Genomic DNA, 16169 nt, shown 5'->3' with positions numbered 1-16169 from the left:
GCCTCACGCGGTTTTGAGGCGCATCGGCGGTGGCGGAATGGCAGGCCGGGGCCATGAACAGACGCCAACTCATCACCGCCCTCGGTGCAGCCGCAATACTGCCCGCCGCCGCATTCCCGCCCGCCGCGGTCAGCCCGGCTGACCTTGCCGGCGACATAGCGATTTTGACGGAGGCACTGAAGCTTCATCCCGGCCTGTATCGTTACACCACCCCGCGCCAGATCGAAGAGCGCATCGCGCGTCTGCGGCAGGGCTTCGTGGCCTCGTCGTCGCTCGAACAGCGCTATCTCCTGCTGTCGCGCTTCCTGGCCGAAATCCGCTGCGGGCACAGCTATTGCAACTTCTTCAATCAGAAGAAGCAGGTTGCTGCCGATTTGTTCGATCGTCCGACGCGGCTGCCGTTCCACTTCATTTGGATCGGCGGGCGAATGATCGTGACCGCCGATCCCGGCCGGTTCGGCGTGCCGGCGGGTAGCGAGATCCTGTCGATCAACGGGCAGGATGGCGGCGCCTTGCTGCGCAGCCTGATGCCTTATGCCCGCGCCGATGGCCATAACGATGCCAAGCGCGTGTCGCTGCTCGGCGTCGCCGGTGGCGACCCGATCGAGTTCTTCGACGTGTTCCACGGTCTCGTCGCGGCCCGGCCGATCGGCGGAGCGCATCATATCGTTTTGCGCGGACCCGATGGGGTGCGCCGAGCGATCGAACTGCCGGCGATCGATCTCGCACAGCGTCGCGCGCCAATGCCGGTGCGTGATTATCGTGGCGATCAACCGGTGTGGGACTGGAAGGTGCGGGCCGACAATGTGGCGGTGCTGACGATGCCGGGCTGGGCGCTGTACGACAGCAAATGGGACTGGCGAAGCTGGCTGAACGACCGGCTGGACAGCCTGAAGGGTGCGCGCGGCCTGATCGTCGATCTGCGCGACAATGAAGGCGGGCAGGATTGCGGCGACCTGATCCTGGCGCGCCTGATCCGGCGGACGTTGGTCGAGCCGGGCGCGCGGCGGCTAGTGCGGTTTCGCCGGACGCCGGCCGATCTCGACCGATATCTTGATACCTGGGACGACAGTTTCCGGCGATTGGGGCAGGATGCCGTGCCGGTGGAGAATGGATTCCTGCAATTGCAGGGCGATCACGCCGACGACACGATCCAGCCGGTCGGACCGCACATCGATTTGCCGGTCGTCGCCCTGATCGGCCCGGTGAACAGTTCCGCCACCTTCCAGTTCGCACAAAAAGCTCGCAGTAGCGGTCGGGTGCGGCTGTTCGGCCAGGGCACCGGCGGCAACCAGCGCGGCATCAACGGCGGGTGCTTCTTCTTCGTGCGACTGCCGGCCAGCGGCATCGAATTCGATCTGCCGCTGATCGGCTATTTCCCGCCCGGCAGTCCGCCCGATGCTGGCATCGCGCCCGATATGCTCGTCGCGCCGACATCCCGGGACATCGCGTCGGGCCGCGATCGGGCGCTGGACGATGCGACGGGCTGGATCCTCGATCGATAGTTCAGGGTGGCGATCGAACCTCCGCCAGCCCCAGCCAGCCCGCCATGCGGCGCAATTCCAGTCCGAGCCGCTCGATCGTCTCGGGTGGGGCGAGCGGCTCCAGGCCGATGCGATGCGCGATCAGGCGGCCGTTCTGGCGATCGGCCTTGAGATCGACGCGGGCGACGAGGCGGTCGTCGAGCAGGAAGGGCAGGACGTAGTAACCGTGCTGGCGCTTCTCGGCGGGCACATAAATCTCGATGCGATAGTGGAAGCCGAACAGGCGTTCGGTGCGGGCCCGCTCCCAGACCAGTGGGTCGAACGGGGCGAGAAGGGCGGCGCCTGCGATCCGGCGCGGTCGGCGGGCGTCGCGGTGGAGATAGGCGATCCTCGGCCAGCCGGCGACGTGCGTGGGGATCAGCACGCCCTCCTCGACCAACGCCGCGATCGCCGGCCGGGCGTCGTCGGGCTTCAACCGGAAATAGTCGCGCAGGTCGGTTTCGGTGGCGATGCCGAGCGCGGCGGCGCTGCGGGCGATCAGTGCGCGGTGGGCATCTGCCTCGTCCGGCGTCGGTAGCGCAAGAATGGCGGGTGGAATGACCCGTTCGGTGAGATCGTACACGCGCTCGAAACTGTTGCGCCGGGTCGCGGTGGTGATGTGCCCCGCCCAGAACAGCCATTCCAGCGCGCGCTTGGTGTCGCCCCACGCCCACCAGCCGGAACTGCTCTTGCCCTCCTCGAAATCGGAGGCGGCGAGGGGGCCGTCGACGCGAATGCGGGCGAGGATCGCCTCGGCCTCCGCTCGCCCTTCGGTGGCGTAGCGGCGCATTGCGGCCCAGCCCGTCTCGCCACGATCGGCGCGCGCCATGCGCCAGCGCAGCAGCGGGTGGAGATCGAGCGGCAGGAGCGACGCCTCGTGCGCCCAATATTCGAACAGCCGCCGCTCCGGCTTGCGGCCCCAGGCGGCGGCCTCCAGCAAGCCGCGATCATAGGCGCCGAGGCGCGAGAAAGCGGGCAGGTAATGCGCGCGCGAAAGCACGTTGACGCTGTCGATCTGATGCAGCGCAAGGCGATCGATCGTGCGGCGCATATGTGCCTGCGTCACGCGCTCCGGATGCGCCGCGCCGAAGCCCTGCGCGGCGAGCGCGATCCGGCGGGCCTGGGGCAGGGGGAGCGTCTCGATCAGGTCTCGGTCGCCCGGCTGGTGGCGCGGGCATAGGCCTCCGCCGCGCGGCGTTCCTGTGGATCCTCGAACGCGACCGCCGGATCGGGCGCGTCGCCGAGCGTATGGAGCAGCGACCAGAGCGCGAAGCGGCGGCCGGGTTCCTTTTCCATGCCGAATGCGGTGCCGAGCCGTTCCACGCCGCGTTCGAACGCGGCTTCTTCGAGCGTGTCGAGCTCGGTGGTGTCGAAATAATGATTGAGGAGAGCGTCCAAGTCCATCCGCCAGCGGTGCCGCGGTTGGTGGCTGCGCGCAACCCTCGGTCGTAGCCACCGCCGCGATGCGCGGCAAAAGCGCGATTCACTCTCAATAGCGTTGACAATGAGAGTGACTCGCAATAGCCGGCCCCCAACACCAAAAAAGGGGATCTGACGTGAATACCTCCCACCGCCGGCCGTCCTTCATCAAGCCGGCGTTCCTCGCCATGTCGTGCGTCGGCGCCTTCGCCAGCAGCGCCGCCTGGGCGAACGAGCCGGCCGACACCAATGCCTCCGCCGACGCTGGCGATTCGAAGGATCAGGAAATCCTGGTCAACGGCCAGCGGCTGAAGGAACAGCGCCAGGCCAAGGATGTCGCGCCGATCGTCAACACCCCGCGCTCGGTGATCCTGCTGCCCAAGGAGATCATCGAACAGACAGGTTCGGTCAATCTGCAGGATGCGCTGCGCACCGTGCCCGGCATCACCTTCGGCGCGGCGGAGGGCGGCAACCCGATCGGTGACCGTCCGTTCATCCGAGGTTTCGACAGCCAGGGCAGCATCTATGTCGACAGCGTCCGCGACATCGGTTCGCAGAGCCGCGAAGTCTTCGCGATCGAATCCGTGCAGGTCGTGCGCGGTTCGGATTCGACGCTGGGCGGGCGCGGCAGCGCCGGCGGCACGATCAACATCCTGTCGAAGCAGCCTCAGCTCGGCACGTTCGGCTCGGTCAGCGGCAGCTACGGCGAGGCCGATTTCAAGCGCGTCACCGGCGATCTGAACCTGAAGCTTTCCGATATGGCCGCCTTCCGCATCTCGGGCGTGTGGCACGATCAGGACGTCGCCGGGCGCGATGCGCTCTATTCGCGCCGCTGGGGCGTGGCACCCTCGGTCACGCTCGGCCTCGGCACGCCGACCCGCCTGACGGTCGGCTATTATTATCTCGAAAGCCACGAACTGCCCGACAGCGGCATTCCGTATCTCTATTCGATCGGCAATGCGCCGGGCACCGGCAACATCGCGTCGCGCCCGGCCATCGGCCAGATCACCACGGCCGGCGGTCGCACCGGCACCGTGTCGCGCAACACCTTCTACGGCCTCACGGATCGCGATTTCCGCGACACGAGGACGCATCAGGTGACGGTGCGGGCCGAACATGATTTCGGTGGCGTCACGCTGCGCAACACCGCGCGCTACAACCACAATTATCAGGCCTATATCTTCACCCAGCCCGACGACACGCAGGGCAACGTCTATGGCACTGCGGCCACCAACCCAACAACCGGGGCAGCCGGGACGCGTGGCGATCTGCTCACAGGTGGCTACGTGTGGCGCCGCGCCAACACGCGCTACGGCTATAGCGAGAGCCTGATCAACCAGACCGATCTGTTCGGCAAGGTCAACACCGGCAGCATCGAGCACAGCTTCTCGGTCGGCACCGAATTCGCCTGGGAAAAGACGCGGCGCGGCACCTTCGTGCTGGCGACCGGCGCGACCGCGGCTCCGCGCTGCAACACCTCGACCGTGTCGCGCTACAATTGCACCGATCTGTTCAATCCCAATCCGAGCGATCCCTGGGTCAATTACGTCAGCGATACGTCCAATGTGCAGACGCCGATCACCAAGATCGGCACCGCCGGCGAGACGCAGAACGATGCCAACACCCGCGCGGTCTATGCGTTCGATTCGATCACGATCGTGCCTGCGCTGATCGTGAACCTCGGCGCGCGCTACGATCGCTTCCAGTCGAAGCTGACGGTGCCGATCGCCAACGGCTTGCCGCCCGTGTCGCGGGTCGACGAACTGTTCAACTGGCAGGCGGGTGCGGTGTTCAAGCCGACCAAGGACACCAGCCTCTACGCCAGCTACGCTACCGCCGCGACGCCGCCCAACGCGCTGCTCGGCGAAGGGCAGGAAGGCAATGCGCTGCCCACCACGACGACCACGCAGAACCTGCTCGATCAGCTGAAGGTGCAGAAGACCAAGAGCTATGAGGTCGGGGCCAAGGCCAGCCTGTTCGGCGAGCGTTTGCAACTGGGCGCGGCGGTGTTCCAGACGGACATCACCAATGCCCGCACGCAGGTGGATGCCAATACCGTCGCCTTCCTCGGCAACACGCGCATTCGCGGCGTGGAACTGAACGTCAGCGGCACGATCCTGCCCGGCTGGACGGTGTTCGGCGGCTACACGCATCTCGACCCGAAGATTATCGATGCCGGCAACAGCGCGTTGACCGCACCCGCACTGACGCGGACGGTGGGCGGTGTCGTGATCACCGATCGCGCCGCGCAGATCGTGTACGTACCGTCGGTCAACAACGGCAAGCAGACTCCGCAGACCGCGAAGAACAGCTTCACGCTGACGAGCAATGTCGATGTCACGCCGCGCCTGCAGGTCGGCGGCACCGCGATCTACATGGATAAGCAGTTCGGCGGCTATTCCGACAATCGCAGCGCGACGCAGAATGCGGCGGGCGTGGTGACGATCAACGCCGCCACCAAGCTGCTGAGCCGCGAAATCCCGAGCTACTGGCGCTTCGATGCTCGGGCCAGCTATCGGGTCACCGACAATGTCTCGCTCAGCGTCAATGCGCAGAACCTGACCAACAAGGTGTATTTCTCGCAGGCCTATGCGAACCACTATGCGACGATCGCGCCGGCCCGTACCGTGTTCGGCACGGTAAACGTGAAGTTCTGAAGGACCGGATGACGATCGATCTCGATACGCTCAGTCCCGATGCCATCGCCGCCAGCCTCTCCGGTTCCCCGGAGGAGCGGGCGGCGTTGGTGCGTGTGGGGGCGGAGGCCGGCCTGGCCGAAGCGCAGGCGGTCTATGGCCAGATGCTGCTCGACGGCGCGGGCGTGGCCGCAGATCCGCGCGCCGCGTTCGGCTGGTTCACCAAAGCGGCGGCGCAGCATCATGTGATGGCGCTCAACATGGTCGGGCGCTGCTACGATCTCGGCTGGGGCACCGCGCCGGACAAGCGCCGCGCGGCGGAATGCTACCGCATCGCGGCGGGGCAGGGGCTGGATTGGGCGATGTACAATTACGCGACGTTGCTGGCGCTCGGCGACGGCGTCGCCGAGGACAAGGCGGCGGCACTCGACTGGCTCCGGAAAGCTGCGAATTTGGGGAATGCGAAAGCGATCAATTTCGTCGGCAGCTTCCACGAGGATGGCTGGGTCGTGGCGCGCGACATGACGGTCGCCGCCGATTGCTATGCGCGGGCGGCGGAAGGCGGCGACTTTCGCGGCCAGTTCAACCACGCCCGGATGCTCGGTGAAGCCGGGCGGATCGACGATGCGCTGATCTGGCTCGGCCGCGTCGGCGAGACGGCGACGCCGGCCTTCGTCGAAAAGGCCGCGACGTGGCTCGCGGCCTCCCCAATCTCCCGCTTCGCCACGGACGGCGTCGCGGCACTCAGGGGCGGTGTGCGATGATGATTTCCATCCCGGACGTGCTGGATGCCGATGGCGTCGCCGATATCCGCACGCTGATCGATGCCGCCGACTGGATCGATGGTAACGCCACCTCCGGTGCGCAAAGCGCGCTCGCCAAGCGCAACGAGCAATTGCCGGAGGATTCGGACGCGGCGAAGCGCGCGGGCAATCTGGTGCTCGATGCGCTGTCCGCCTCACCGCTGTTCGTCGCCGCCGCCTTGCCGCTCAAGGTCTTCCCGCCCTTGTTCAATCGCTATGCCGGCGGGCAGGCGTTCGGCATGCATGTCGACAATGCGATCCGCATCCGGCGCGGCAGTGACTTCCGCATCCGCAGCGACCTGTCAGCAACGCTCTTCCTCGAACCACCGGAGGATTATGACGGCGGCGAACTGGTGATTGAGGATCAGTTCGGCGTGCAATCGGTCAAGCTGCCTGCCGGGCATATGCTGCTCTATCCCGCCTCCAGCCTGCACCGCGTCGAACCGGTGACGCGAGGCACGCGTACCGCCAGCTTCTTCTGGATTCAGTCGATGGTGCGCGACGATGGCGCGCGACGCATCCTGTTCGATCTCGATTCCGCCGTGCAATCGGTCGCGGCGGCGCAGGGGCAGGGCGATGCGGCGGTGGTGCAGTTGACCGGCGTGTATCACAATCTCCTGCGCCGTTGGGCGGACGTGTGAAGCTTTACGTCCTCTTTTTCGCCACGTCGCTGATCGCGATGCCGGCGGTGGCGCAGACGCATGCGGACTTCGCCGGTGCACCCGATGTCGCCTTCGATTATTACGACCTGCCCGGACGTACGCTCGGCACGATCCGTGCGGCGATGCTCAAGGTGCGGCCGACCGATCCGAACGACGGACAGCGGGTCGATGCGCTGAGCAGCTGGTTCTGGCGCTGGTCCTGGCGGGGCACGGCTCGTGGATGCGATCTGACCGGCGCGACCTTGTCGTTTAGTGCGAAAGTGCGGATGCCGCGTCTCGCCGATCGAACGGTCGTGCCGGCCAACGTGCTGGCGAGCTGGGATGCCTATGTCGCGACGCTGGAGCGACATGAGTCATGGCATGTGGGCAACGGTTATTCCGGACGAGCGGAAATACTGACGGCAATCGCCGGCGCGACATGTGCCACGGCGAACGCTGCGGCGCTGGCAGCGGTCAAGCGGATCAGCGCCCGCGATGTGGATTATGATCGCCGCACCAACCACGGCATCGGTGACGGCACCGCATTTTGACCTGACGGCGCAGCATATCGACCGGGACTTTCCCCCGCTTCGCGCGTTCGACCTCGCATGATCCGCCTATTCCACGTCAGCGATGTCCATTTCGGCCGCGAGGATCGCGCGGCGGTGGCGTGGTTCGAGGCGTTGGTGAAGGCCGAACGGCCCGATGCGGTGGTGATGACTGGCGATCTCACGATGCGCGCACGCTCGGCCGAGTTCGATGCGGGGCTGGCCTGGCTGCAACGGCTCGACGTGCCGGTGACGGTCGAGGTGGGCAATCACGATCTGCCGCTATGGAACCTGTTCCGCCGCTTCCTTCGACCGTATCACCGGTATCACAAGATCGAGCGCATGATCGAACGACCGCTCGATCTGCCCGGCGTCGCGATCGTGCCGCTGGTCACGACGGTGCGGTTCCAGTTCCGCAACTGGTCCAAGGGCTATGTCTCCGGTTATCAGTTGCGAAAGACCCTGGCGCTGATCGCGGCCGCGCCGCCCGAGGCGCAGGTATTCGTCGCCTGCCATCATCCGCTGATCGAGGGGGAAACGCAGGCGACGTCCGACACGCGGCGTGGCGCACAGGCGTTCGAGGCGCTTGCCAGGGCCGGCGCGGTGGCGGTGTTGACCGGTCACGTCCACGATCCGTTCGACATCGTGCACGAGGTCGGCGGGCGTCCGCTCAGGATGATCGGCGCGGGCACGCTGTCCGAACGCACGCGCGCGATGCCGCCATGTTTCAACGAAATCCGCATCGCCGATGAAGGCTTCGACGTGAAGCTGCGTACGTTCAGTCCGGAGCCGGACGTGATCCTGCCCAAGGAGCATGTCGAGGCCTTGTAGGCGATTGCGACGCGGCTATGCTGGAGCGCATGAAGCCAGCCCTCCTGCTCGCCCTCGCGCCGCTGCTCCTCGCCGCCGCGCCCGAAGACAATTCGAAGGCGGGGGATGCCACGATCAAGGCGCGCGTCGAGCGTGTGCTGAAGGCCAGTCCGGTGATCGACGGGCATAACGACTGGGCGGAGACGTTGGTCGGTCGGGCGGGCGATGCACGCTGGTCGATGGACCTGACTAAGCTGGACCCGGCGAAATACCACACCGATATCGCGCGGCTGCGCGCCGGGCATGTCGGTGGGCAATTCTGGTCGGTCTGGGTCGATGCCAAATTGCCGGGGCCGGAACAGGTCGAACAGACGATCGAGCAGATCGGGCTGATGCACGATATCTTCCGCCGTTACCCGAATGTGTTCGAGGCGGCGACGACGGCGGCTGACGTGCGGCGTATCCAGGCGCAGGGCAGGATCGCCTCGATGCTCGGCGTCGAGGGCGGGGGGCAGATCGACGGGCGGTTCGACGTGCTGCGCGCCTATCGCCGGCTCGGCGCGTCGTACCTGACGCTGACCCATTCGCGCACGATCTCCTGGGCGGATTCGGCGACCGACGATCCGCAACATGGCGGCCTGACCAAGTTCGGCGAGGCGGTGGTGCGCGAACTCAACCGGCTCGGCATGCTGGTCGATCTCAGCCATGTCAGCGAGGGCACGATGCTCGACGCGCTGCGCGTGACCAAGGCACCGGTGATCTTCTCGCATTCCGGCGCACGCGCTGTGAACGATCATCCGCGCAACGTGTCGGACGCCGTGCTGAAGCTGGTCGCGGTGAACAAGGGCGTGGTGATGGTCGATTACGCGCCGAGCTACGTGTCCGATGCGCGCCGCCGCTGGGAGGCCGCGCGCAACGGCGAGATCGCCAGCTACAACGCGCCGCCCTTCGGTGGTCTCTATATCGGCCAGCCCGATCGCGCCAAGGCCGCGCTGGCCGAGTGGGAGAAGGCGCATCCCAAGCCGGTCGTCACCCTGGCGCAGGTCGCCGATCACATCGATCATGTCGCCAAGGTCGCTGGGCACGACAATGTCGGGATCGGATCGGATTATGACGGCGTGCCCGAAGTGCCGCAGGGCCTGAGCGGGGTCGAGACCTATCCCGCCCTGTTCGCCGAACTGGTCCGGCGCGGCTGGAGCGACGCGGATCTCGCCAAGCTGGCCGGCGGCAACGTGCTGCGCGTGATGGAAGGCGCGGAGCGAGTCGCAACGGCGATGAAGGGCGAACCGCCGGCGACGGGCACGGTGGCCGGGCTGGACGGCAAGTAAGGCCGCTCAGCGCACCGTCTGGCTGAGCGGTTCGAACACCAGACGTTCCAATATCGCCACCATATCGGGTTCGGCCCCGGGTTCGACCTCCTCTTGGCCGAGCCACCACGCCAGGATCGTCAGCGTCGCGCCGACGCCGTGGATCAGCGCCAGATCGCGCGGCAGCCCGGCGGGCATCGCCGTCTCGGTCATCCGAGCCGCCGCCAGCGCGCGGGCGGTGATCTCTCGCCGCATCGCGTCGCCCGCACCGATCAGCAGCGCATGACATAACGGCCGGCGGGTGGCGACGAACTCCGTCAGCACCTGCGCCATGCCCCGGCTGTCCTGCGCCAGCACCCTGGGCGCGATCGCCACGATCACCTCGTCCATCAACCCGTCCGCAATCTCCGCCAACAGCGCCTGCGTGTCCGGATAGTGCCGGAAGAACGTCGCATAGCCGATATTCGCGCGCTGCGTGATCGCCGTCACGGTCAGCGTCTCGAACGGCTCGGTCCCGATCAGGCTGATCAGCGCGGTTTGCAGCGCCTCTCGCGTTTTGCCGATCCGCGCATCTTCCCTTGAACTTTTCGCCGCAATGCGCATTTATGATCCACTGTATATCATAACTGGAGGCTATCATGGCGCAACCACAGCGATCGGTCCAATCCTGCCCACACCTTGCCGATACCGACGACCGCAAATCGGCGGGGATCGCGATGCGCGGCGGCATGGTGCAGGCGCGCATGATCGGGGCGGATTTCGCGGCGGCGCGCCGCGTCCTGCGTGATCCTTCGGCGCGGCAGGCGGGGTTCCTGGCCGATCTCGTCACCCGCTTCGGCACGATGCGGGCGCCGGTCCTGTATCTCAGCGGTGCCGCGCATCGCCGGCAGCGCAGCGCCACCGCGCGGTTCTTCGCGCCGCGCGTCGTCACGGCGGACTATCGCGTGCTGATGGAGCAGACCACCGGCCTGCTGGTGGACCGGCTGGTGCGCGAAGAACGCGCCGATCTCGATACGCTGTCGCTGGAACTGGCGGTGACGGTGGCGGCGGAAATCGTCGGGCTGACCAACAGCGACCCCGCCGGCATGGCGACGCGACTTGAGGTGCTGGCGAGCGGCATGCAGGAGCAGGCGACTTGGCGCGACCGGTTGCTGGGCTATCTGCGCGGTCAGGCCCGGGCGATGAACTTCTTCTACCGCGACGTGAAGCCGGCGATCCGCGCCCGCCGCCGCGCGCCGCGTGAGGACGTCATCTCGCATCTGCTCGCGGAGGGCTATAACGACCGCCAGATCCTGACCGAATGCCTGACCTACGGCGCCGCGGGCATGATCACCACGCGCGAATTCATTACCATGGCCGGCTGGCATCTGCTGGAGCGCGACGATCTGCGGCAGCGCTTTCTCGATGCCGATGAACCAGGCCAGATCGCGCTGCTTGAGGAGATCCTGCGGCTCGAGCCGGTCGTCGGCATGCTGTACCGGCGCGTCGGTGGCGACGAGGCCGGCGGCGGGAAGGGCGATGTGATCGGGATCGACGTCCGCGCGAGCAATGCGGACGAGGCCGTCGTCGGGCGCTGCCCCCATGCGATCGACCCCGATCGTGCGATCATCGGCAAAGCTGGCGGCGCGGGCATGGCGTTCGGCGATGGCGAGCATCGTTGCCCGGGCGCGCAGGTCGCGTTGCAGGAAAGCGCGATCTTCCTCGACCGGCTGTTGCGCGTGCCGAACCTGCGGCTGGTGCGGGCACCCGATATCGGCTGGAACGCGCTGATCGCCGGTTACGAATTGCGCGGCGCGACCCTGACGTGCGGTGCGACGTCTTGACCGCGATGCGCGATCGACTGGCGCGCGCAGGCGTAGCGGCGGCGGTCACGATCATGGGCGCAGGCACGGCGATGGCGGTGCCGGCCGCGCCGTCGCCGGTCGGACGCTGGATCACGCAGGATAATACGGCGATAATCGCGATCGGCCCGTGTGGGGGCGGCTTGTGCGGGCGTATCGCGCGGATCCTCCGCCGCGATCCCGGTGCCCCGGAAACCGACGTCAACAACCCCGATCCGCGCCTGCGCCATCGTCGCGCCGACAGCGTGGTCATCCTCAGCGGTTTCGTGGCGGATGGCGCACGCTGGCGCGGGCAGGTCTATGATCCGCGCAGCGGCCGGACCTATCGTTCGTTCATCGCGACGGCGGACGGCCGCACGCTGGACGTACGCGGCTGCGTGCTCATGCTCTGCCGCTCGCAGACCTGGCGGCGAGATCGCAGCGATCGCAGCGATTGATGCGGGACGATCGACAGCGATAACGAAAAAGGGCGGCCCATTTCTGGACCGCCCCTTCGCGACTGGGTGAACCGAAAAAGCTTAGCGCTTCGAGAACTGGAAGCTCTTGCGCGCCTTCGCCTTGCCGTACTTCTTACGCTCGACCGTGCGGCTGTCGCGGGTCAGGAAGCCTGCTGCCTTCACCGGAGCGCGCAGGATCGGCTCGTACTTGGTGATCGCCTGGCTGATGCCGTGCTTGACCGCGCCGGCCTGGCCCGAAAGACCACCGCCCTTGACGGTGCAGTTGACGTCGTAGGCACCTTCGCGCTCGGTCACACCGAACACCTGGTTGATCACGAGACGCAGCGTCGGACGTGCGAAATACACTTCCTGGTCGCGGCCGTTGATCGTGATCTTGCCGGTGCCGGGCTTGATCCACACGCGGGCGACCGCATCCTTGCGGCGACCGGTAGCATAGGCGCGGCCCTGCTTGTCGATGATCTGCTCGCGCAGCGGCATCGGCTCGCGCTCGATCACCGGAGCGGCGGGTGCGTATTCGTCACCGGCGAGGACGGGCGTGCTGCCCTGGCCGTTGTTCGAGGTGGCCGGAGCCTGGCCGGTCAGGCCGGCGAGATCGGAAAGCGACTGGCGGTTGTCGGTCATTATGCGCCCACCTTGTTCTTGCGGTTCATGCTGCCGATGTCGAGGACCTGCGGGTCCTGAGCGGCATGGGGATGTTCGCTGCCGGCGAAGACGCGCAGGTTGCGCATCTGCTCACGGCCGAGCGGACCGCGCGGGATCATGCGCTCGATCGCCTTTTCGATGATCCGCTCCGGGAAGCGACCCTCGAGGATCTTGCCGGCCGGAACGCCCTTGATGCCGCCGGCATAGCCGGTGTGGCGGTAATAGATCTTGTCCTTGAGCTTGTTGCCCGTGAACTTCACCTTGTCGGCGTTGATGATGATGACATTGTCACCGCAATCGACGTGCGGGGTGAAGCTCGGCTTGTGCTTGCCGCGCAGGACGTTGGCGACGATCGACGCCATGCGGCCGACTACCAGACCATCGGCATCGATAATATGCCATTTCTTCTCCACCTCGTACGGCTTGACCGACTTGGTGGTCTTCATCAGCGCCTTCATGGCAGACCTTCCAGGTTAAACAGAACGCGCCGCCCGTTTCCGAACAGCGCGAATGCAGGCCTAATGATGGGGGAGGGCCGTGAAGTCAAGCTTTGCGCCGGTTTCCTGACGGGTATTATGATACCATGTGTTGCGATCAGGCGCGGCGCAGCTGCCCGATTGCATGTGCGCCCCACACCGCAGCCACCAGCAGCAGCGCGCCGACCAGCTGGTGCAACGCGGCCAGCGTGATGTTCACGTCGCTCATCACGGTAGCGATACCGAGCAGGATCTGCACGCCGAGTGCGGCATGGATGGCGATCGCCGCCTGGCGCTGTCCCGCCCGCTTCACCGTGCGGGCCAGAACGACGAGGGCGGCGAAGGCGACCCACGCCCACCAGCGATGGATGAAATGGACGATCGCGGGATCGCCGAACAGCATCGTCACGATCGATTCGCCGCTGTTGTTGGCACCGGGAAAGATCGCGCCGTTCATCAGCGGCCAATCGTGCGCCACCAGCCCGGCCCGCAATCCGGCCATCAGCGCGCCGTAGAGGATCTGCACGAACAGCACGATACCGACCGTGACGGTGAGCGCCGTCAGCCGCGTCGTCCGCACCTCCCGCCGCCGCGCCAGCGCGCGCAGGTCGAGCGCGGTCCACACCATCCCGGCCAGCGTGAACAAAGCGGTCAACAGATGCGTGGCGAGCCAGCCGGGCGCGACCGCTGTGCGATCGGTCAGTCCTGAACGGACCATCAGCCAGCCGAGCGTCCCTTGCAGCAGGATCAGCGAAAACAGGGCCACCAATCGCAAGGCATAACCGCGCGGGATCTGTCGCCGCACCGCGAACCAGATCAGCGGCAACAGGAAAGCCATGCCGATGAACCGCCCGAGGAAGCGGTGGAGATATTCCCAGAAGAAGATCGCCTTGAACCCGGCCAGCTCCATCCCGGCATTCAGCTGGGTATATTGCGGGATCTTGCGGTAATTGGCGAATTCGGCCTGCCACTGCGCATCGGTGAGCGGCGGCACGATGCCGGTGATCGGTTTCCAGTCGGTGATCGACAGGCCGGATTCGGTCAGCCGAGTGATCCCGCCGACGACGACGATCAGCACGATCAGTGCCGCGACGATGAACAGCCAGTTGGAGAGTGCGCGCGGGCGGGCGGAGGAGTCGGTGGAAGCCTTAAGCATGACGCCGCATACTTGAGCGTGGTGAACCCGTCTATGATCGTCGATCGGCATTTGGCGCTTGAAATGTTGGAACGGCGTTGGAGGGTTGCGCGACGCGATCGCAACGGGCGTTTCGCGTGACTTTGTGTGAACTTCGGTGGTTGAAACCCTTCTAACGGACATGTGGTGCGCACGGATAAAATCCGTCGCATGATATATTGTAACTTGCGCAATCCCGTGCCATATCCGCCGCACGATGTCGTCCCATGCACACCCCCGTTATCTCGAGTGGATCGAGTCGCATGCCGATCGCCTGGCGATCGGGCTGTCCGGGCTGTGCATGGTGCATTGCCTAACCAGTGCTGTGTTGCTCGCCTTGCTGTCCACGGCGGGTGGGCTGCTCAATCCTCTGGTCCACGAGGTTGGGCTGACGATCGCGATCGGGTTCGGCATTCTCGCGCTCGGCCGCGGGATCGTGCAGCACGGTTATATGATGCCGGCGGCGGTCGGCGCGCTGGGCCTGGGCATCATGGCCGGTGCGATGAGCCTGCCGCATGACAGTTCGGGCAATGAGACGATCTGGACTTTGGTCGGTGTCGGCCTGCTCGCTCTGGGCCATGATCTCAACCGTCGCGCGGTGAACTGACCCTCTGGCAACTTGCCGCACGCGATCCGAAGGCTTACGTTCCCGTCATGGCCGCGCATCATCACCATCACGAACCGCAGGGCCAGGATCTGGCCACCGCAGCACAGGCGACGCTGGAGAAATCCGGTGAGCAATGGACCGCGATGCGCGCACAGATCTTCAAGGCGCTGGCCGCGTTCGACAAGCCCGCCTCGGCCTATGACATCGCCGAGGCGGTGTCGAAAGCGGAGGGGCGCCGCGTCGCCGCCAACAGCGTGTACCGCATCCTCGATTTGTTCGTGGCCTCGAACCTCGCCCGCAAGGTGGAGAGCGCCAACGCCTATGTCGCCAACGCGCATCCGGATTGCCTGCACGACTGCATCTTCCTGGTGTGCGATTCGTGCGGCAACACGGTGCATCTGGACGACGACGTCATCACGCGTGGCGTGCGATCCGCGGCCGAAGCGACCGGCTTTTCACCGATCCGTCCGGTGATCGAAGTGCGCGGCACCTGCGCGGAGTGCGACGCGCCGGGTTAGAGGAGTTAGACCAGCGCCTTGCCCATGCGCACGCCGGGCACCGCCGGTCCGTCCGCAGCCATCTTCATCACCCGTTCGATCGGGGTGTAGCCGCAGGCCAGGTACAGGGGTTCGCCGGCCAGCGTCGCCATCATCTCCGCCCGCCGGAACCTAGCTGCACGCGCCGCGCCTTCGGCCAGGGACAGGATCAAACGGCCAACACCGCGCCGGGTGAAGGCCGGATCGGTATACATCGCCCGGATACGTGCCGGTTCGGTGGCGGGGTCGAGCAGGCGATCGTCGCGCAGTGCAGCGCTATGGTTGCCGCCATAGAGCGTCGCGCGGCGACTCCATCCACCGCATCCGGCCAGGGCGCCGTCCTGCTCGACCAGAAAATACGTGCCGTCGGTTACGAGCTGTGTGTCGAGCCCCATGCTGAGCCGGCTTGCTGCGACCTGTTCCGGGGTGAGAAACGACGTCTGTAGCGACTCGATCGCGCGCGCCATCAACGCAGCGATGGCGGGGATGTCGGCGGACGCGGCAATACGGTGTGTGAAGCTCATGGCTGATCTGTCCACGACTGGTGCAGGATACGTCAAGAATGGGTGCGCTTCGGTGCCAGTTGATGCAGGGCAATCGACACGCCATTTGGTGTGGTCTAGACGGGATTGATGTCTGACGTCAGCCCCACGCCGCTTCTCGATACCGTATCGATGCCCGCCGATCTTCGCCGCCTCGAAATTGGCCAGTTACGCCAGTTGGCGGACGAGTTGCGGGTCGAGACGAT

The 16169-nt window shown here is 66.1% G+C and carries 18 protein-coding genes; 11 read left to right on the top strand and 7 right to left on the bottom strand.

The genetic code is table 11. The annotated features are described in order from the left end of the window. The first annotated feature begins 53 nt into the window (after positions 1–53). Positions 54–1505: a S41 family peptidase gene (locus U1738_RS16670; protein ID WP_332790181.1), complete on the top strand. Its 1452-nt coding sequence runs from the start codon at positions 54–56 to the stop codon at positions 1503–1505. Between the two features lies 1 nt (position 1506). On the opposite strand, the gene U1738_RS16665 is transcribed toward U1738_RS16670, so the two are convergent. Both U1738_RS16665 and U1738_RS16660 read right to left on the bottom strand, forming a co-directional pair. Further along, positions 1507–2589, bottom strand: a complete 1083-nt coding sequence (locus U1738_RS16665; protein WP_332790180.1) for a winged helix-turn-helix domain-containing protein — start codon at positions 2587–2589, stop codon at positions 1507–1509. Positions 2590–2666: 77 nt separating this feature from the next. Further along, a complete protein-coding gene (locus tag U1738_RS16660) occupies positions 2667–2927 on the bottom strand; it encodes a hypothetical protein (protein WP_332790179.1) in 261 nt (86 codons plus the stop codon). 152 nt (positions 2928–3079) lie between these two features. Here U1738_RS16660 and U1738_RS16655 point away from each other — a divergent pair, with 152 nt between their 5' ends. From U1738_RS16655 to U1738_RS16630, 6 genes are read left to right on the top strand one after another with little or no spacing between them, the layout of a single operon-like run. Beyond that, positions 3080–5599: a TonB-dependent receptor gene (locus U1738_RS16655; protein WP_332790178.1), complete on the top strand. Its 2520-nt coding sequence runs from the start codon at positions 3080–3082 to the stop codon at positions 5597–5599. Positions 5600–5607: 8 nt separating this feature from the next. Beyond that, positions 5608–6342, top strand: a complete 735-nt coding sequence (locus tag U1738_RS16650) for a tetratricopeptide repeat protein (RefSeq protein ID WP_332790177.1) — start codon at positions 5608–5610, stop codon at positions 6340–6342. Next, positions 6339–7022 (top strand): Fe2+-dependent dioxygenase, encoded by a 684-nt coding sequence (locus U1738_RS16645; RefSeq protein ID WP_332790176.1) that lies wholly within the window; start codon positions 6339–6341, stop codon positions 7020–7022. Before U1738_RS16650 ends, U1738_RS16645 begins: the two co-directional genes overlap by 4 nt. Continuing rightward, positions 7019–7573 carry a DUF922 domain-containing protein gene (locus U1738_RS16640; protein WP_332790175.1) on the top strand — a complete coding sequence of 185 codons (555 nt, stop codon included), beginning with the start codon at positions 7019–7021 and terminating at the stop codon, positions 7571–7573. Before U1738_RS16645 ends, U1738_RS16640 begins: the two co-directional genes overlap by 4 nt. 57 nt (positions 7574–7630) lie before the next feature. Beyond that, positions 7631–8401: a metallophosphoesterase family protein gene (locus U1738_RS16635; protein ID WP_332790174.1), complete on the top strand. Its 771-nt coding sequence runs from the start codon at positions 7631–7633 to the stop codon at positions 8399–8401. Positions 8402–8430: 29 nt separating this feature from the next. Further along, positions 8431–9708 carry a dipeptidase gene (locus tag U1738_RS16630; RefSeq protein WP_332790173.1) on the top strand — a complete coding sequence of 426 codons (1278 nt, stop codon included), beginning with the start codon at positions 8431–8433 and terminating at the stop codon, positions 9706–9708. A gap of 6 nt (positions 9709–9714) precedes the next feature. Here the strand turns inward: U1738_RS16630 and U1738_RS16625 are convergent, their stop codons facing one another. After that, entirely contained in the window at positions 9715–10290 is a 576-nt protein-coding gene (locus U1738_RS16625; RefSeq protein ID WP_332790172.1) for a TetR/AcrR family transcriptional regulator, read from the bottom strand. 35 nt (positions 10291–10325) lie between these two features. On the opposite strand from U1738_RS16625, the gene U1738_RS16620 reads away from it, so the two are divergent. Together U1738_RS16620 and U1738_RS16615 are read left to right on the top strand one after the other, a co-directional pair. Then, positions 10326–11510: a cytochrome P450 gene (locus U1738_RS16620; RefSeq protein WP_332790171.1), complete on the top strand. Its 1185-nt coding sequence runs from the start codon at positions 10326–10328 to the stop codon at positions 11508–11510. A 5-nt stretch (positions 11511–11515) separates the two neighbouring features. Continuing rightward, entirely contained in the window at positions 11516–11965 is a 450-nt protein-coding gene (locus U1738_RS16615) for a DUF2147 domain-containing protein (RefSeq protein ID WP_332790351.1), read from the top strand. A gap of 81 nt (positions 11966–12046) precedes the next feature. On the opposite strand, the gene rpsI is transcribed toward U1738_RS16615, so the two are convergent. The 3 genes from rpsI to U1738_RS16600 all read right to left on the bottom strand — a co-directional run bounded on the left by rpsI (position 12047) and on the right by U1738_RS16600 (position 14260). After that, positions 12047–12607 (bottom strand): 30S ribosomal protein S9, encoded by a 561-nt coding sequence (rpsI, locus tag U1738_RS16610; RefSeq protein WP_332790170.1) that lies wholly within the window; start codon positions 12605–12607, stop codon positions 12047–12049. Beyond that, positions 12607–13086 carry a 50S ribosomal protein L13 gene (gene rplM, locus U1738_RS16605; protein ID WP_055780894.1) on the bottom strand — a complete coding sequence of 160 codons (480 nt, stop codon included), beginning with the start codon at positions 13084–13086 and terminating at the stop codon, positions 12607–12609. The genes rpsI and rplM overlap by 1 nt, the downstream gene beginning before the upstream one ends. A gap of 136 nt (positions 13087–13222) precedes the next feature. Beyond that, positions 13223–14260 carry a COX15/CtaA family protein gene (locus U1738_RS16600; protein WP_332790169.1) on the bottom strand — a complete coding sequence of 346 codons (1038 nt, stop codon included), beginning with the start codon at positions 14258–14260 and terminating at the stop codon, positions 13223–13225. 235 nt (positions 14261–14495) lie between these two features. Between U1738_RS16600 and U1738_RS16595 the strand changes: the two genes are divergently transcribed. After that, positions 14496–14885 (top strand): MerC domain-containing protein, encoded by a 390-nt coding sequence (locus U1738_RS16595; protein ID WP_332790168.1) that lies wholly within the window; start codon positions 14496–14498, stop codon positions 14883–14885. Between the two features lie 47 nt (positions 14886–14932). Beyond that, positions 14933–15403, top strand: coding sequence for a Fur family transcriptional regulator (locus U1738_RS16590; RefSeq protein WP_332790167.1), 471 nt, complete (start codon positions 14933–14935; stop codon positions 15401–15403). 5 nt (positions 15404–15408) lie between these two features. Here the strand turns inward: U1738_RS16590 and U1738_RS16585 are convergent, their stop codons facing one another. Beyond that, positions 15409–15945: a GNAT family N-acetyltransferase gene (locus U1738_RS16585; RefSeq protein ID WP_332790166.1), complete on the bottom strand. Its 537-nt coding sequence runs from the start codon at positions 15943–15945 to the stop codon at positions 15409–15411. Positions 15946–16169 lie beyond the last annotated feature (224 nt).

Source organism: Parasphingomonas caseinilytica (genome assembly GCF_036663755.1).
Taxonomy (GTDB): domain Bacteria; phylum Pseudomonadota; class Alphaproteobacteria; order Sphingomonadales; family Sphingomonadaceae; genus Sphingomonas.
This window is presented reverse-complemented; position numbering and strand designations above follow the sequence as displayed.

What these genes read in the sequence shown, in the direction of transcription:
- U1738_RS16670 (WP_332790181.1), top strand. Translation starts at nt 54, where the DNA reads ATGAACAGACGCCAACTCATCACCGCCCTCGGTGCAGCCGCAATACTG.
- U1738_RS16660 (WP_332790179.1), bottom strand. Translation starts at nt 2,927, where the DNA reads ATGGACTTGGACGCTCTCCTCAATCATTATTTCGACACCACCGAGCTC.
- U1738_RS16650 (WP_332790177.1), top strand. Translation starts at nt 5,608, where the DNA reads ATGACGATCGATCTCGATACGCTCAGTCCCGATGCCATCGCCGCCAGC.
- U1738_RS16645 (WP_332790176.1), top strand. Translation starts at nt 6,339, where the DNA reads ATGATGATTTCCATCCCGGACGTGCTGGATGCCGATGGCGTCGCCGAT.
- U1738_RS16635 (WP_332790174.1), top strand. Translation starts at nt 7,631, where the DNA reads ATGATCCGCCTATTCCACGTCAGCGATGTCCATTTCGGCCGCGAGGAT.
- U1738_RS16630 (WP_332790173.1), top strand. Translation starts at nt 8,431, where the DNA reads ATGAAGCCAGCCCTCCTGCTCGCCCTCGCGCCGCTGCTCCTCGCCGCC.
- U1738_RS16625 (WP_332790172.1), bottom strand. Translation starts at nt 10,290, where the DNA reads ATGCGCATTGCGGCGAAAAGTTCAAGGGAAGATGCGCGGATCGGCAAA.
- U1738_RS16620 (WP_332790171.1), top strand. Translation starts at nt 10,326, where the DNA reads ATGGCGCAACCACAGCGATCGGTCCAATCCTGCCCACACCTTGCCGAT.
- U1738_RS16615 (WP_332790351.1), top strand. Translation starts at nt 11,516, where the DNA reads ATGCGCGATCGACTGGCGCGCGCAGGCGTAGCGGCGGCGGTCACGATC.
- rpsI (WP_332790170.1), bottom strand. Translation starts at nt 12,607, where the DNA reads ATGACCGACAACCGCCAGTCGCTTTCCGATCTCGCCGGCCTGACCGGC.
- rplM (WP_055780894.1), bottom strand. Translation starts at nt 13,086, where the DNA reads ATGAAGGCGCTGATGAAGACCACCAAGTCGGTCAAGCCGTACGAGGTG.
- U1738_RS16600 (WP_332790169.1), bottom strand. Translation starts at nt 14,260, where the DNA reads ATGCTTAAGGCTTCCACCGACTCCTCCGCCCGCCCGCGCGCACTCTCC.
- U1738_RS16595 (WP_332790168.1), top strand. Translation starts at nt 14,496, where the DNA reads ATGTCGTCCCATGCACACCCCCGTTATCTCGAGTGGATCGAGTCGCAT.
- U1738_RS16590 (WP_332790167.1), top strand. Translation starts at nt 14,933, where the DNA reads ATGGCCGCGCATCATCACCATCACGAACCGCAGGGCCAGGATCTGGCC.
- U1738_RS16585 (WP_332790166.1), bottom strand. Translation starts at nt 15,945, where the DNA reads ATGAGCTTCACACACCGTATTGCCGCGTCCGCCGACATCCCCGCCATC.